Raw genomic sequence first — 16,134 nt, 5'->3', positions numbered from 1 at the left:
TAAACCGGTTATTCCAGTTCGACCAGCAGATCCTTGGCGTCGATTTGACCTCCGGGCTGGACGTGAACGGCCTTGACCACCGCGTCGCGCTCGGCGTGGATACCTGTTTCCATCTTCATCGCTTCGATGGTCAGCAGCAGATCGCCTTCTTTGACTTCTTGACCTGTGACAGCGGCAACAGTTGCAACGACACCCGGCATTGGCGCGCCGATATGGTTGGGGTTACCAACTTCGGCCTTTGGCCGCTGAGCGGTTGATGCTTTCACCAAACGGTTCGGCACGCGGATCACGCGGGGCTGACCGTTGAGTTCGAAGAACACGCGAACCTCGCCATTCTCGTCCGTCTCGCCGATGGCCTGACAGCGAATCTCCAGCGTCTTGCCGGGATCGATCTCGGCGGTGATCTCCTCGCCCGGCTCCATGCCGTAAAAGAAGGTACGCGTGGGGAGGGTACGGACCGGGCCATAAGTGCGGTGACGGCCCATATAGTCGAGGAACACCTTGGGATACATCAGATATCCGTTCAGGTCCTCGTCATCGATCTCTTTGCCCTCAAGCTGTTTGGACAAATCAGCTCGCGTGGCCTCGAGATCGACCGCTTCGACATGCTTGCCGGGGCGTTCGGTGTTGGGGGCCTCGTCCTTCAGGACCTTCTGGATGATTGTATCGGGGAACCCGCCCGGAGGCTGACCCAGATTGCCGCGCATCATGTCCACCACCGAGTCGGGGAAGGCGACATCAGTGTTCGGGTCTTCGACCTGCGCACGGGTCATGTTCTGGCTGACCATCATCAGCGCCATGTCACCGACCACCTTGGACGACGGCGTCACCTTGACGATATCGCCGAACATCTGGTTCACGTCCGCATACATCTGAGCAACCTCGTGCCAGCGTTCTTCCAGTCCAAGCGAACGCGCCTGTGCCTTGAGGTTGGTAAACTGACCACCAGGCATTTCGTGCAGATATACCTCGGAGGCCGGGGCCTGCAGGCTGGACTCGAAGGCTGCGTAATGGGCACGCACCGCCTCGAAATAGTCGCTGATCTCGCGGATGGCCTTGATGTCCAGCCCGGTGTCTCGCTCTGTATGGCGCAACGCCTCGACCACGGTGCCGAGCGTTGCCTGAGAGGTGTTGCCGCTGAAACTGTCCATCGCGCAATCCACCGCGTCCACGCCGGCCTCGGAGGCGGCCAGAATGGTGGCGCTTGCAATGCCTGCGGTGTCGTGCGTGTGGAAATGGATCGGCAGACCGACCTCTTCCTTCAGCGCCCGGATTAGGATCTTGGCGGAGGCCGGTTTCAGAAGCCCCGCCATATCCTTCAGGCCCAGCACATGTGCGCCCGCGTCACGCAGCTCCTTGGCCATGCCGACATAGTATTTGAGGTCATACTTGGCGCGGTCCGGGTCCAGAATATCGCCGGTATAGCAAACGGTGCCTTCACAGATCTTGTTGTTTTCGATCACCGCGTCCATGGCGACGCGCATGTTCTCGACCCAGTTCAGCGAATCGAACACGCGGAACACGTCGACACCCTTGGCCGCCTGACGCACAAACTCCTGCACCACGTTATCGGGATAGTTGGTATAGCCAACCCCGTTCGCCCCGCGCAGCAGCATCTGGGTCATCAGGTTCGGCATCGCCTCACGCAGATCACGCAGGCGCTGCCAAGGGCATTCCTGCAGGAAGCGATAGGCGACATCGAAGGTAGCACCGCCCCAGCATTCGACGCTGAATAGCTGCGGCAAGTTCGCAGCATAGCTGGGTGCTACTTTGATCATATCGATCGAGCGCATCCGGGTTGCCAGCAGCGATTGGTGCCCGTCGCGCATGGTGGTGTCGGTGATCAGCAGCTGACGCTGCGCCTTCATCCAGTCAGCCACCGCCTGCGGGCCTTTTTGCTCCAGCAGGTTGCGGGTGCCCATCTGCGGTTCGGCCTTGGGCGCGGGGGGCCTGGCCTCTTTCAGGTCGGGGCGCGGCATCGGGCGATCCTTGGTTTCGGGATGCCCGTTCACAGTGATGTCGGCGATATAGTTCAGAACCTTGGTGCCCCGGTCGCGGCGCTTCTTGAACTGGAACAGGTCCGGTGTCTCATCGATGAACTTGGTGGTGTATTCATTCGACAGGAAAGTCGGGTGCTTTAGCAGGTTTTCGACAAATGCGATGTTGGTGGAAACACCGCGCACACGGAATTCCCGCAGCGCACGGTCCATCCGTGCAATCGCCTTTTCTGGCGTTGGGGCCCAAGCGGTCACCTTGGTCAGCAGAGAGTCATAATACCGCGTGATCACCCCGCCTGCATAAGCGGTGCCGCCATCCAGGCGAATGCCCATGCCGGTGGCCGAGCGATAGGCGGTGATGCGGCCATAGTCGGGGATGAAGTTGTTTAGTGGGTCCTCGGTGGTCACGCGGGTCTGCAGCGCGTGGCCGTTCAGGCGAATGTCGGACTGCGTGGCCTTGCCGGTGGCCTCGGTCAGGGTCTTGCCCTCGGCGATCAGGATCTGAGCCTGCACGATGTCGATGCCGGTGACTTCCTCGGTGACGGTGTGTTCCACCTGCACGCGCGGGTTCACTTCGATGAAGTAGAACTTGCTGGTGTTCATATCCATCAGGAACTCGACGGTGCCCGCGCATTCATAGTTCACATGGGCGCAGATACGGCGGCCCAGCTCGCAGATTTCGGCGCGCTGTTCTTCAGTCAGGTACGGGGCAGGCGCGCGTTCTACGACCTTCTGGTTGCGGCGCTGGACCGAACAATCGCGTTCATAGAGGTGGTATATCTCACCGTGCTTATCGCCGAGAATCTGTACCTCAACATGGCGGGCACGGGTGATCATCTTTTCCAGATAGCCCTCACCGTTGCCAAAGGCGGCCTCGGCTTCGCGGCGGCCTTCCAGCACTTTCTCTTCCAGCTCATCCTCGGACAGGATCGGGCGCATCCCGCGTCCGCCACCGCCCCAAGACGCTTTCAGCATCAGCGGATAGCCGATCTCGGCTGCCTCGGCCTTGATGGCTGCCATGTCGTCACCCAACACCTCGGTCGCCGGGATAACCGGAACGTCGGCGGCAATTGCCACTTTCCGAGCGCTGGCCTTGTCGCCAAGCGCGCGCATGGTCTCGGCCTTGGGTCCGATGAAGGTGATGCCGTTCTGAACGCAGGCATCCACGAAATCCGGGTTTTCGGACAGCAAACCGTAACCAGGGTGGATCGCATCTGCGCCGCTTTCTTTGGCCACCCGGATGATCTCGTCAATCGACAGATACGCCGCAACCGGTCCCAGATCTGCGCCAATGCGATAGGCCTCATCCGCCTTGAACCGGTGCAGGCCCAACTTGTCCTCCTCGGCGAAGACCGCGACGGTGCGCTTGCCCATCTCGTTGGCTGCCCGCATCACACGGATGGCAATCTCGCCGCGATTGGCAATCAGGATTTTCTTGAAGTCTGTCATTTCAGGTCCCGGTCTTAATGGCTGTGGCCTTGTGCATAGGCGGACAATACGGCCACGTACATATGTAGTTCTGGGTAGAACCGGCATGTTAACGCTCGCAAACGCCGCCCTTTTGCGCAAACTTATTGCACATGCTGCATTGCGGCATCAATCCCTCGTAGAAAAGAGCAGATTATGCCCGTTTCCCCGAATATCTTCGCTGCGCCCTTTGGAGGGATGATTCTATTTGATTTGAGCGAACAAGCCGTGAACAAACCCTTTCCCTCCGCGCCCATCCGACGTAGTTTAGAGCCATGAGCAGTTTTGACGAATTGGACGCCTTCGAAGGCGCATCGCTGTCGGCGCGGGCGATGCCTGCGACCTCGGCTGAGTACCTCAACGATCTCAACCCGGCGCAGCGCGAAGCGGTTGAGCGGCTGGATGGTCCGGTGCTGATGTTGGCTGGTGCGGGCACGGGCAAAACAAAAGCTCTGACCGCTCGGATCACCCATCTGCTCAGGACACATAGGGTGCGCGAGAATGAGATTCTGGCGGTGACCTTCACCAATAAGGCCGCGCGAGAGATGAAAGAGCGGGTAGGGCGGATGCTGGGCCGACCCGCTGAGGGGATGCCGTGGCTTGGCACCTTCCACGCAATTTGCGTCAAGCTGCTGCGTCGCCATGCGGAACTGGTCGATCTGAAATCGAACTTCACAATTTTGGACACTGACGATCAGAAACGGCTGCTGAAACAGCTGACTCAAGCCGCCAACATTGACGACAAGCGCTGGCCCGCTCGGATGCTGGCCGGGATCATCGATGACTGGAAAAACCGAGCGCTGACGCCCGACAAGGTGCCTGCTGCGGATGCGGGGGCCTATAATCACAAGGGCATCGAGCTTTATGCCCAATACCAGACCCGCCTACGCGAGCTGAATGCGGTGGATTTCGGCGACCTGTTGCTGCACATGGTCACGATTTTCCAAACCCACCCGGACGTGCTGGAGCAATACCAGCGCTGGTTCCGTTACATCCTTGTGGACGAGTATCAGGATACCAACGTCGCCCAATATCTCTGGCTTCGTCTGCTTGCAGGGGGCCACAAGAACATCTGTTGCGTCGGCGATGACGATCAGTCGATCTATGGCTGGCGCGGGGCCGAGGTGGGCAACATTCTGCGGTTCGAAAAGGACTTCCCTGGCGCCTTCGTGGTCCGGCTGGAACAGAACTACCGCTCGACCCCGCATATTCTGGCCGCTGCGTCCAACGTCATTCGTGGCAATGAAAGCCGCTTGGGCAAAGAGCTTTGGACCAACCGCGAAGAGGGTGAAAAGGTCCGACTGATCGGCCATTGGGATGGCGAGGAAGAAGCGCGTTGGATCGGGGAAGAGATCGACGCGATGCAGGGCGGTACACGCGGCGTGCGGCCGATGAACCTCGATGAGATGGCGATCCTCGTACGGGCCTCACACCAGATGCGGGCGTTTGAGGATCGGTTTTTAACCATCGGTCTGCCTTACAAGGTGATCGGCGGCCCTCGATTCTATGAGCGGATGGAGATTCGCGATGCCATGGCCTATTTCCGGCTGGTGGTCAGCCCCGAAGATGATCTGGCCTTCGAGCGGATCGTAAACACGCCCAAACGCGGCCTTGGCGACAAGGCGCAACAGACTATTCAGCTGACGGCGCGGAAGCATGGGGTGTCGCTGGTAGAAGGCGCTCGGATTGTCGTTGAAGAAAAACTGATCGGCGCGAGAGGTGTCAAAGCGCTGCGCGAACTGATCGACGGGTTGGCGCGGTGGAATGCGATGACACGTGGGCCTCGGATCGAGGTCGATGATGACACGGTCATAGATGATGGTGTGTCGCCGATCCGCTATGGTGCGCCTGAGCATACGCATATCGAATTGGCACAGATCGTTTTGGACGAATCGGGTTACACCGCGCATTGGCAGAATGAAAAGACCCCCGAGGCACCCGGGCGGCTTGAGAATCTTAAGGAACTGGTCAACCAGCTTGATAATTTCGAGAATCTGCAAGGGTTTTTAGAACATGTCAGTCTGGTGATGGACAATGAGCAGGACAGCGACGGGGCCAAGGTCTCGATCATGACCTTGCACGCGGCCAAGGGGCTGGAGTTTCCGGCGGTGTTTCTTCCGGGGTGGGAGGATGGGTTGTTCCCGTCTCAGCGCTCAATGGATGAATCTCCTCGCAGTGGTTTGGAAGAAGAGCGGCGGCTGGCTTATGTGGGCATCACGCGTGCCGAAGAGGTCTGCACGATTTCTTGGGCTGACAGTCGAGTGATTTACGGTCGAAGGGAAGACAGGTTTAAGTCCCGATTCATAGATGAACTAAAAGGGGGCTTCAGCGTTGAATCGGGTGAGCACTTTGAAGATGTCACGCCTCCAAGCCTTTATGGTGGATATACTTCTCAAAACATCGAAACCCGCGCGGCTGAGGCAAATGTCTATAATTCTCCCGGCTGGAAGCGGATGCAGGCGCGACAGGGGCAGTACGGGATGTCTCAGCCGAAAGAAAGCCGGAACACGGTGATTGATGCAACTGCGGTCGCCAGCTTCACGTTGGGTGAACGCGTGTTTCACCTGAAATTCGGTTATGGCGCAGTGATCGGCATCGAGGGCGATAAGGTTGAGGTCGATTTTGACAAGGCGGGGAAGAAGAAAGTGGTCTCGCGCTTTCTGACCAACAAGGATGACGTGCCGTTCTGAAGCTTACAACCCTTCGACCAGCACAAGATTCGCCGTCGCCGTTTTTTGCCTGATCTTGGCCAATTCGACATAGTCCGGATCGTCCTTCCACGCGTTTGCGGCAGCCATATCCGGAAACTCCATCAGGACGATCCCATCTTCTTCCCAACTGCCTTCGATCACTTCAACGGGTTTTGAGGATACGGTCAGAAGCCTTCCGCCATGCCGGTCAAAGATCGGCATGAATCCTTCGAGGTATTTCTGGTACCCATCCGGGTCATGAATGGAAATCTGGGCGATGAAATAAGCGGCCACGGGAGACTCCTGACAAATCGTTCACGACCCCAGCCTACATCTTGTGCGCAAAAAACGAAAAACGGCGGTTCCCAGGGAGGAGGAGGGGAACCGCCGTTCTTTTCTACATCAGGGCAGGGAGGAGGAAGCCCCGATGTATCCGAACCCGGGTTTGATCCCGGTATGAGGAAGACGCGGCGACGTCAGGGAGGAGGAAGACGTCGCCGCGCGCTTTCAACATCGAGGCAGGGAGGAGGAGAGCCCCGATGTATCAGGTTCCGGCGGTCAGGGCCGGTATTAGGTGCGGCAACGTCAGGGAGGAGGAGAGACGCTGCCGCTGAAATACAGGTCCGAAAGGGAGGAAGACGGACCTGATCTCGGTGTTCTTGTTGCGCTTACCGCGCGATCTGCTCTTCGGTGGCCTGTTGGGCCAGCCGGCGGATCATCGAGCGGTGCAAGCCAAGATCAGCCAATTCCCGATCTGACAGTCCCGACAATTCGTTGACTGTCTGACGGTACAGGCGATAACGAGCAACCCGGGTTTTTACGGTCTCAACCAGCGTTGAGATTCCATTTGCCGGTGTGCCTTTCAGAGCCGTTTGTGTGCTTGCGACTGCCATCTTCATGATCCGTTCATTCTTACTGTTGCCGGCATCGTCCGGCGTTTGCTTGAGACTGAAGATAGGCAAATGCTGCGATTGCACAATAGTTCGCGTCGTCAATGCTGCTATGCAGCAAATGCATGGATTGGCAGGATAATCCGGTACGCCCCAATAATCGCCTTTAAAATACTGGTTTTCACGTGTGGTTGACGTTTCGTGTGTCCAGACCCTGTGATGGTGACCGCTTATCTATTGAGCGGAATTGGTGTTTGTTTGGGCATGTTGTGTCAACTCAAGAGGGGCAAATCTTCTCACGGCAGGTCCGGCGTCTGGGGTGATGGTGCTATGGGAAAGCATGGGGCGACTATGGGAAAGGCCCTGTAAAGGGACCGCGATTCGTCCTCTTCGGCTGTCATTCATGAGTGTCTGCGCCAAATAATCCATAATTCTGAAAATTATTGGGAATTCATGGGAGGAATAATTTAGGCGTCAATTCTTACATATTTAGTGTTGGTGAGCATCAGGGGCACAATTTGTGGCATATTTGATCCAAGTTTCGATTGTATTAGTCTTGATCTGAAGCCTGCATCAGGCCTCCATATGCAAATTTCCTATTGATTTCCATGAATTCCCATGGCATCCCTTGTGTACCCGATGAGGGCGAGGACAGTTAAGGGGCGCCAAACGACCCCGAACCAAAAATACAAAAACAGGTTTCATACAGGCATCTCGCTTTCATCACTTAACAGATCCGGCGCGCGGGCGAGCAGACATCCCCCCAGGTGGCGCGCGCAGCTGGACATCCCGCAAAGCGGGTCAATGCGGCGGGTTGATCAGTGGCAGCAGATCAACCCGCCGTTTTACTTCCGGGGGGAACGTGAATTTTGAGGTGGGGCGCAAGCGAAAGGGACAGTCGTCTTGGCGCGCAGGTTTAGAGGCGAAAGCCAGCATAAGGTGGATACGAAGGGCAGGGTCTCGATCCCGGCCTCGTTTCGTCGTGTGCTTGAGGCCTCGGACCCCAGCTGGCAACCCGGTGACAATCCTGAACTCGTGATTGTCTATGGCGACCACCGCCGCAAATACCTTGAATGTTACACCATGGAAGCGATCGACGAGGTGGATGCCAAGATCGATGCGCTGCCACGTGGCTCGATGCAGCGTCGGATGCTTCAGCGGATGTTCCATGGCCAGTCCTTCCCGACCAATGTGGACGAAACGGGTCGTTTGGTGCTGCCCGCAAAGCTGCGCAACAAGATCGACCTTGAAAACGAGGCGTTCTTTATCGCCGCCGGTGATACCTTCCAGATCTGGAAGCCCGAGACATACGAGGCCGAAGAACTGGCCACCACCGAGGAATGGCTGGACGATCTGCCAGATGACTTCGATCCGATGCAGTATCTCGATGGCATCGGGGATGGGTGACGGCATGGCCGGCGCTCAGACCTCATCGAACAAACCTCATATCCCCGTTCTTCTGCGCCCGTTGTTGGCCGCCGTGGCGCCGGTATCCGGTGCCTGGCTGGACGGCACATTCGGCGCAGGCGGCTATACTCGCGCGTTGCTGGAGGCCGGGGCCGAGAAAGTCATTGGCGTCGATCGCGACCCGCTGGCCTTTGAAATGGCCGCAGACTGGGCTGGGGAATACGGTGACCGGCTGGTGATGCAGCAGGGCGTGTTCTCTCGCATGGATGATTATGCACAGGATCTGGACGGCGTGGTGCTGGATCTTGGTGTCTCATCCATGCAGTTGGATCAGGCTGAACGCGGTTTTTCCTTCATGAAAGACGGTCCGTTGGACATGCGGATGAGCCAAGATGGTGAAAGCGCAGCTGATCTGGTGAATACGGCAACCGAGACGCAATTGGCCGACATCCTGTTCCATTTCGGTGAGGAACGCGCCAGTCGTCGTATAGCAAAGGCCATCGTCAAGGCGCGGGCCGAAGAACCGATCACAACAACTCTGCGGCTGGTCGAGATTATCGAATCCTGCCTGCCGCGCCCCAAACCGGGCCAATCGCACCCGGCGACGCGCAGTTTTCAGGGGCTACGGATCGCGGTGAACGCAGAATACGAAGAACTGTTTCAGGGGCTTATGGCCGCCGAGCGCGCTTTGAAGCCGGGGGGGCAACTGGCCGTTGTGACTTTCCATTCCATAGAAGACCGGATGGTGAAGCGGTTCTTCCAATCGCGCGCGGGCAAAACCGGACGCGCCAACCGTTATGCGCCTGAGATGGAGCAGGAGAAGCCGCAATTCACACTCAAGACCCGCAAGGCCGTTGGGCCGGATGAGCAGGAACTTGAAGAAAACCCACGTGCACGCTCGGCAAAATTGCGTGTCGCGATAAGAACGGATGCCCCGGCAGGGGAAATTGAGGCCCGGGCCATCGGCATGCCGCAATTGGGGGGAAGGGCAAGATGAAGAGTATTCTGTATGTGTTGACTGCACTATCCGTGTTCGGGCTGGCGCTTTGGGCTTATCAAGAGAACTACCGCACGCAGCAGGTGCTGAAGGAAACGCAGTCGCTGCAAGGCCAGATTGGTATGGCGCAGGCGCGACTCGCCGTGCTGAATGCTGAATGGGCCTATCTAAACCGGCCTGATCGTTTGCGTGAGCTGGCGGACTTGAATTTCGAACGTCTCAGCTTGCTGCCTCTGCGGGCCGAGCAGTTTGGTCGCGCCGATCAGATTTCCTATGGTGAGGACCCGGATCTGCCCATCGTCGACCCGCTTGAAATACAGGACGTCACTGACATTCAGGCACTGATCGAGGTGCAGGTCCCATGACCCGTACACCACTTCGCCCTCTGGCCCGAATCCTCGACGCCCGTGCAAAGGGTGAAAACCCCAAGGCGATTGAGCGAGAGAACATCCGCAAACGCCACGAAGACATGAAAGACCGCGCCCGCGCGCGCGCCGAGGGCCGCCTGTTGGTGTTGGGTCTTTTCTTCTTTTGCGCCTTTTCGGTCGTAGGCTTTCGTATGGGCGTTCTGGCGACATCCGAGGCGCAAGAACCATTGGCAAGTGCGCCGGGGGCCTCCATCGCCATGCAGCGCGCCAATATCGTGGATCGCGAAGGCCGTATTCTGGCGACCAATCTGGACACCTATTCTGTCTATGCGCAGCCACCGCTGATGATTGACCCGATCGCCGCAGCCGAGCAACTGGTCGCTATTTTCCCTGATCTGGAAAAAGAGCGTTTGGTCAAAGACTTCACCGGTAAGCGAAAATTCCTGTGGATCAAGAAGCGCATCTCGCCCGAGCAGAAGCAGGCGGTGCATGACATCGGTGATCCCGGCATCCTGTTCGGCCCGCGCGAAATGCGGCTATATCCCAATGGCAGACTCGCGGCGCATATTCTGGGCGGCTCGGGCTTTGGCCGCGAAGGTGTCAGCGCAGCCGAGGTGATCGGCGTAGCTGGCGTCGAAAAACAGTTCGACGGCTATCTGCGCGACCCGGCCAACGGCAACAAGCCGCTGCAACTGTCGCTGGATCTGACCGTTCAAGCGGCGGTAGAACAGGTGCTTTATGGTGGCATGAAGATCATGAACGCCAAAGGAGCCTCGGCGGTTTTGATGAACGCCCATACGGGCGAGGTCGTCTCGGCCGCGTCGTTGCCGTCTTTTGACCCCAATGACCGTCCGCGCCCCCCGACCTCGGGCTTTGATCCCTCGGACAGCCCGCTGTTCAATCGCTATGTACAGGGTGTCTATGAGCTGGGTTCGGTGTTCAAGATCTTCACCGCCGCGCAGGCGGTGCAGCTGGGTCTGGTGAACTCCAACACCATCATTGACACTTCCGGCCCGATGAAAATCGGGCGCTTCCCGATTGGCGAGTTTAACGGCAAGAATTATGGTGAGATCAGTGTCTCGGATGTAATCAAGTACAGCTCGAACCGAGGCACCGGGCGGCTGGCCTTGCAAATCGGGGCCGACCGGCAACAGGATTTTCTGAACGCGCTAGGCATGTTCGACCCAACGCCATTCGAGATTGTCGAGGCCAAGGGCGGGCAACCGCTCAAGCCCAAGAAATGGGGTGAGTTGAGCACCGTGACGATTTCTTATGGCCACGGCCTTTCGACCAGCCCCATGCATCTGGCCGCTGGTTACGCAGCGATTGCCAATGGCGGGTACTATGTCAGCCCCACGATCCTGCGTCGCAATGGCCCGCAATACGGCCCTCGCGTGATGTCCGAAAACACCGCCAAGCAGGCGCAAAATATGCTACGCAAAGTGGTCACGGATGGCACCGCCAGCTTTGGTGATGTCAAAGGGTACGACGTGGCGGGAAAAACCGGTACTGCCGATAAACCCAAGCCGCGTGGCGGGTACTATGAGGACAAGGTGATTGCCACCTTCGCCACCATCTTCCCGGCTTATGATCCGAAATATGTGCTAATCGTCACGCTGGATGAACCGTCCATCGTGGCCTATGGCGAAAAGCGCCGCACGGCGGGTTGGACTGCCGTTCCCGTTGCTGCCGAACTGATTGGACGGGTGGCGCCGCTATTGGGTCTCAGACCCCGGCTTGAGCCTGAGGCGCGCGCTGCTATAACGCTGACCTCAAATTAGGCTGTCCAGCGAAAGGTGGGTCATGGGCAATCGGTCAAAGAAACTCAGCGAACTGGCCCTGACCGCACGGGGAGGGGCCAATCCCGAAATCACCGGTCTGGCTGTTGACAGCCGCGAGGTCAAAGACGGTTTCCTCTTTGCAGCCCTTCCCGGCACCCGAGTCCATGGTGGAGACTTCATCCAATACGCCTTGCGCATGGGGGCCGCCGCGATCCTGACGGACGCGAAAGGGGCCGAGATCGCCACCGACGAACTGGCCGCATCCGATGCTGCGCTGATCGTCACGGAAGACCCCCGTCAGGCACTGGCAGGGGCCGCCGCCCTATGGTTTGGCGCGCAACCGCAGACTATCGTGGCGGTCACCGGCACCAATGGAAAAACCTCGGTCGCCAGTTTCGTCCGCCAGATCTGGACCGAGCTTGAACTTGCCGCCGTCAACCTAGGCACCACCGGGGTCGAGGGCGCATGGACTGCGCCGCTGGCCCATACAACACCCGAGCCGGTCACTCTGCACCGCTGTCTCGCCGAAGCTGCCGAAAATGGCGTGACCCATGCGGCGATGGAGGCCTCCTCGCACGGGCTTGAACAGCGTCGCTTGGACGGGGTGCATCTGACCGCTGCCGGTTTCTCGAATTTCACGCAGGATCATCTGGACTATCACGACACGTTCGAGGCCTATTTCGCAGCCAAGGCGGGTCTGTTTGATCGTGTGCTGCCCGAAGACGGGGTCGCTGTGGTCAACCTTGGTGATCCCAAGGGTGCTGAGATGCGCAAGATCGCCGAGGCACGCGGCCAGAATATAATCACCGTGGGCCCTGAGGGTTCTGATCTTTGTCTGCTGAATCAACGCTTTGACGCGACCGGGCAGGATTTGCGCTTTTCATGGAAAGGCAAGGCCTATCAAGCCCGCCTGAATCTGATCGGCGGCTTTCAGGCCGAGAACGTTTTGCTGGCTTGCGGATTGGTCATCGCGGCGGGCGAGGACCCCGACCGCGTGTTCGATACCTTGCCGCACCTGATCACCGTGCGCGGGCGGATGCAGCTGGCTGCCACACGCGACAACGGCGCGGCGGTGTTTGTCGATTACGCTCATACGCCGGATGCCGTGGCCACTGCACTGAAGGCGATGCGCCCGCATGTCATGGGACGTCTGATCGCCATTGTTGGTGCAGGCGGTGACCGAGACGCCACTAAACGCCCATTGATGGGGCGGTCCGCTGCTGAAAACGCCGATGTGGTCTTTGTTACCGATGACAACCCACGCAGCGAAGACCCGGCCACCATCCGCGGTGCTGTCATGTTGGGCGCACCCGAAGCCACGGAAGTCGGGGACCGGGCCGAGGCCATCCTGCGCGGCATCGACGCGCTGCAACCGGGCGACGCTCTGCTGATTGCGGGCAAGGGACACGAAACCGGCCAGATCGTCGGAGATCAGGTCCTGCCCTTTGACGATGTGGAACAGGCCAGTATCAGCGTTGCCGCGCTGGACGGGAGGGTCGCATGACGCTCTGGACCGCAGCCGAGGCCGCAAAGGCCACCAACGGGCGCGCCACCACCGATTGGCAGGTGAACGGCGTCTCCATCGACACGCGCACCCTGCAGCCGGGTGACCTGTTCGTTGCGTTGAAGGCTGCCCGCGACGGCCATGATTTCGTCGCCCAAGCGCTTGAAAAAGGCGCAGGCGCAGCGCTTGTGTCGCATATTCCCGAAGGCGTGCCCGAAGATGCACCGCTGTTGATCGTCGACGATGTGCAGACGGGTCTAGAGGCGTTGGGGCAGGCGGCTCGCGCCCGGACAGGTGCGCGCGTGGTGGGGGTGACTGGCAGCGTGGGTAAGACCTCGACCAAGGAAATGCTGGCCAGCATTCTGGAGACGCAAGGCAAAACTCATGCCAGCGTCGCCAGCTACAATAACCATTGGGGCGTGCCTTTGACGCTGGCGCGAATGCCGCGCGACACCGAGTTCGCGGTGATCGAGATCGGCATGAATCATCCGGGCGAAATCGCTCCGCTGGCGCGTCAGGCGCAACCGCATGTGGGGCTGGTGACCACAGTAGCCGCCGTCCACCTCGAAGCCTTCGACTCGGTTGCGGGTATTGCATTTGAAAAAGCTGCGATCTTCGACGGGCTGGCCGAGGGCGGCACCGCTATCGTCAACGCCGATATCGAACACGCGGGCATCTTGCGCGACTGCGCCGCTGCGCATGGTGCAAGGATCGTCGAATTTGGCCACAAGGCGCGGGACTATGCCCTTACCAACGTGCTCCAAGGCCCTGACTCGGTGCGGGGACACGGTATTGTCGGCGGCGCAGACATCACATTCGATGTCCAATCCGCGGGAACTCACTTTGCTATGAATGCGCTGGGCGCTCTGGCGGCCTGTGTCGCGCTGGGGGTCGATCTGGATCAGGCGATTGCCGGTCTGCGCGGCTGGTCTCCGGTCAAAGGGCGCGGTGTGCGCGAGGTGATCGCGCTGCCAGATGGCGGGCAGATTGAACTGCTCGATGACAGCTACAACGCCAATCCAACCTCGATGGAGGCCGCTCTCGACGTGCTGTCTACGTCGGCGGGCAAACGCAAGATCGCGTTTCTGGGCGACATGAAAGAGCTTGGTGCGCAAGAGCAGGCGATGCACGCCGCCATGGCCGAGGTGCCTGCGATGGCGCATGTCGATCAGGTTCATTGCATCGGCCCGTTGATGCAAGCGCTGCATCAGGCTCTGCCCGAGGGCAAGCGCGGGTTGTGGACGGAAACCAGCGATGAGTTGGCCGCCCATCTGCCGGAATTGATCCGTAGCGGCGATGTAGTGATGGCCAAGGGCTCCCTCAGCATGGCTCTGGCGCAGATCGTTGACGGTCTGCGGCAAATGGGGCATGGCAGCGCGCCAGAGAGCCGCCGTATTGTAAGAAAGGTTTTGTAATGCTCTATTGGTTAACCGCCCTGTCGGACGGAGGGGATTTCTGGAACCTCTTCCGCTATATCACCTTCCGGGCAGGGGGCGCCTTTCTGACTGCGCTGATCTTTGGGTTTTTGTTCGGAAAACCCTTGATCAACGTATTGCGCAAACGGCAAGGCAAAGGTCAACCGATCCGCGATGACGGCCCCGAGGCGCATCTGTCCAAGGCTGGAACCCCTACCATGGGCGGGCTGCTGATCGTGGGTGCGCTGGTCACCTCGACCCTGATCTGGGCGCGCTGGGACAATCCATATGTCTGGATGGTACTGTTCGTGACGCTGGCCTATGCGGCCATCGGCTTTGCGGACGATTATGCCAAGGTCTCAAAGCAGAACACTAAGGGCGTTTCCGGTAAGATGCGGTTGGCGCTGGGAATCATCATTGCCGTGCTGGCGTCACTCTGGGCGACGCTGCACCATCCCACCGATTTGCAAAACCAGCTGGCTCTGCCGGTGTTCAAGGATACGCTGATCAATCTTGGCCTTTTCTATATCCCTTTTGCGGTGATCGTCATTGTGGGTGCGGCCAACGCGGTGAACCTGACAGATGGTCTGGACGGGCTGGCGATCATGCCCGCGATGATCGCGGCCTCGACCCTTGGTGTGATTGCCTATGCGGTTGGGCGGGTCGACTTCACCGAGTATCTTGATGTTCACTATGTGCCTGGCACCGGTGAAATCTTCATCTTCACTTCAGCGCTGTTTGGTGCGGGGCTGGGATTCCTGTGGTACAACGCCCCTCCGGCGGCGGTTTTCATGGGTGATACCGGATCACTGGCTCTGGGCGGTGCGCTGGGCGCGATCGCCGTGGCTACCAAACACGAGTTGGTATTGGCAGTCGTGGGCGGGCTGTTCGTGGTTGAAGCTTTAAGTGTGATCATCCAGGTCCTTTATTTCAAACGGACCGGAAAGCGCGTGTTCCTGATGGCACCGATCCATCACCATTATGAGAAAAAGGGCTGGGCTGAACCCACCATCGTGATCCGGTTCTGGATCATTTCACTGATCTTAGCGATGATCGGGCTGGCGACGCTGAAAGTCAGATGAGCCCACGTTGCATCGTGCTTTCTGGATGCTCCGGTGGTGGCAAATCAACACTGCTGGAGGAGATGGCCCGACGCGGATATTCAACAGTTTCCGAGCCGGGTCGTCGTGTCATTGCCGAGGAAAGACAAGGTGGTGGTCGCGCTCTGCCTTGGGTCAACTCCGAGGTATTCTGCCGCAGGATCATTGAACTTGCGATATCTGACTTCAGCAATGCCAAAGATGATCTTGTGCTATTTGATCGTTCGGCATTGGACGCGCTGATTTGGTTTGATCGAACCGGTACACCGTTGGAGACCAAAGTGCGTGAACAGATACTGCACTTGGGCTACGACTCATGCGTGTTTCTCTTTCCTCCTTGGCCTGAGATATTCGAACAGGATGATGACCGGCGGCACAACTTGGCCGCAGCTATTGCGGAATACGATGCTTTGTGCGACCGGTTACCAGACTATGGGTTCGTAATAGAAAACGTTCCAAAAGGGCCGGTCTCTTGGCGGGCGGACTGGCTGGAAGCGCGGCTCGGATAGAAGGTGTAT

12 protein-coding genes are annotated in these 16,134 nt (G+C 58.7%); 9 read left to right on the top strand and 3 right to left on the bottom strand.

The features are described from left to right. Positions 1-8: 8 nt before the first annotated feature. The gene (locus tag ACR0NM_RS11455) at positions 9-3,446 is read right to left on the bottom strand and encodes a pyruvate carboxylase (protein ID WP_480614777.1); all 3,438 of its coding nucleotides are present in this window, start codon (positions 3,444-3,446) and stop codon (positions 9-11) included. Between the two features lie 293 nt (positions 3,447-3,739). Here ACR0NM_RS11455 and ACR0NM_RS11450 point away from each other — a divergent pair, with 293 nt between their 5' ends. Next, a complete protein-coding gene (locus ACR0NM_RS11450; protein WP_480614774.1) occupies positions 3,740-6,154 on the top strand; it encodes an ATP-dependent helicase in 2,415 nt (804 codons plus the stop codon). Between the two features lie 3 nt (positions 6,155-6,157). On the opposite strand, the gene ACR0NM_RS11445 is transcribed toward ACR0NM_RS11450, so the two are convergent. Together ACR0NM_RS11445 and ACR0NM_RS11440 are read right to left on the bottom strand one after the other, a co-directional pair. Further along, positions 6,158-6,448: a DUF1330 domain-containing protein gene (locus ACR0NM_RS11445; protein ID WP_170401405.1), complete on the bottom strand. Its 291-nt coding sequence runs from the start codon at positions 6,446-6,448 to the stop codon at positions 6,158-6,160. A gap of 374 nt (positions 6,449-6,822) precedes the next feature. Next, positions 6,823-7,047, bottom strand: coding sequence for a DUF1127 domain-containing protein (locus ACR0NM_RS11440; protein WP_170392061.1), 225 nt, complete (start codon positions 7,045-7,047; stop codon positions 6,823-6,825). A gap of 900 nt (positions 7,048-7,947) precedes the next feature. On the opposite strand from ACR0NM_RS11440, the gene mraZ reads away from it, so the two are divergent. From mraZ to ACR0NM_RS11400, 8 genes are read left to right on the top strand one after another with little or no spacing between them, the layout of a single operon-like run. Further along, complete coding sequence (gene mraZ / locus ACR0NM_RS11435) at positions 7,948-8,451, top strand: division/cell wall cluster transcriptional repressor MraZ (RefSeq protein ID WP_170401403.1); 504 nt, start codon at positions 7,948-7,950, stop codon at positions 8,449-8,451. 4 nt (positions 8,452-8,455) lie between these two features. After that, complete coding sequence (rsmH, locus tag ACR0NM_RS11430) at positions 8,456-9,448, top strand: 16S rRNA (cytosine(1402)-N(4))-methyltransferase RsmH (protein WP_480615123.1); 993 nt, start codon at positions 8,456-8,458, stop codon at positions 9,446-9,448. Then, complete coding sequence (ftsL, locus tag ACR0NM_RS11425) at positions 9,445-9,813, top strand: cell division protein FtsL (RefSeq protein WP_170392057.1); 369 nt, start codon at positions 9,445-9,447, stop codon at positions 9,811-9,813. Before rsmH ends, ftsL begins: the two co-directional genes overlap by 4 nt. Beyond that, positions 9,810-11,597 (top strand): peptidoglycan D,D-transpeptidase FtsI family protein, encoded by a 1,788-nt coding sequence (locus ACR0NM_RS11420; RefSeq protein ID WP_170392055.1) that lies wholly within the window; start codon positions 9,810-9,812, stop codon positions 11,595-11,597. The genes ftsL and ACR0NM_RS11420 overlap by 4 nt, the downstream gene beginning before the upstream one ends. 22 nt (positions 11,598-11,619) lie before the next feature. Then, the gene (locus ACR0NM_RS11415) at positions 11,620-13,101 is read left to right on the top strand and encodes a UDP-N-acetylmuramoyl-L-alanyl-D-glutamate--2,6-diaminopimelate ligase (protein ID WP_480614771.1); all 1,482 of its coding nucleotides are present in this window, start codon (positions 11,620-11,622) and stop codon (positions 13,099-13,101) included. Beyond that, on the top strand, positions 13,098-14,516 hold the full coding sequence (locus ACR0NM_RS11410) for a UDP-N-acetylmuramoyl-tripeptide--D-alanyl-D-alanine ligase (protein WP_480614769.1): 1,419 nt from the start codon (positions 13,098-13,100) through the stop codon (positions 14,514-14,516). The genes ACR0NM_RS11415 and ACR0NM_RS11410 overlap by 4 nt, the downstream gene beginning before the upstream one ends. Further along, entirely contained in the window at positions 14,516-15,598 is a 1,083-nt protein-coding gene (gene mraY, locus ACR0NM_RS11405; RefSeq protein ID WP_480614766.1) for a phospho-N-acetylmuramoyl-pentapeptide-transferase, read from the top strand. The genes ACR0NM_RS11410 and mraY overlap by 1 nt, the downstream gene beginning before the upstream one ends. Beyond that, on the top strand, positions 15,595-16,125 hold the full coding sequence (locus ACR0NM_RS11400; protein ID WP_480614764.1) for an AAA family ATPase: 531 nt from the start codon (positions 15,595-15,597) through the stop codon (positions 16,123-16,125). The genes mraY and ACR0NM_RS11400 overlap by 4 nt, the downstream gene beginning before the upstream one ends. Positions 16,126-16,134 lie beyond the last annotated feature (9 nt).

Source organism: Ruegeria sp. AF2 (assembly GCF_056542025.1).
Note: the sequence above shows the minus strand (reverse complement) of the source record. Positions and strands in the feature narration are given on the sequence as shown.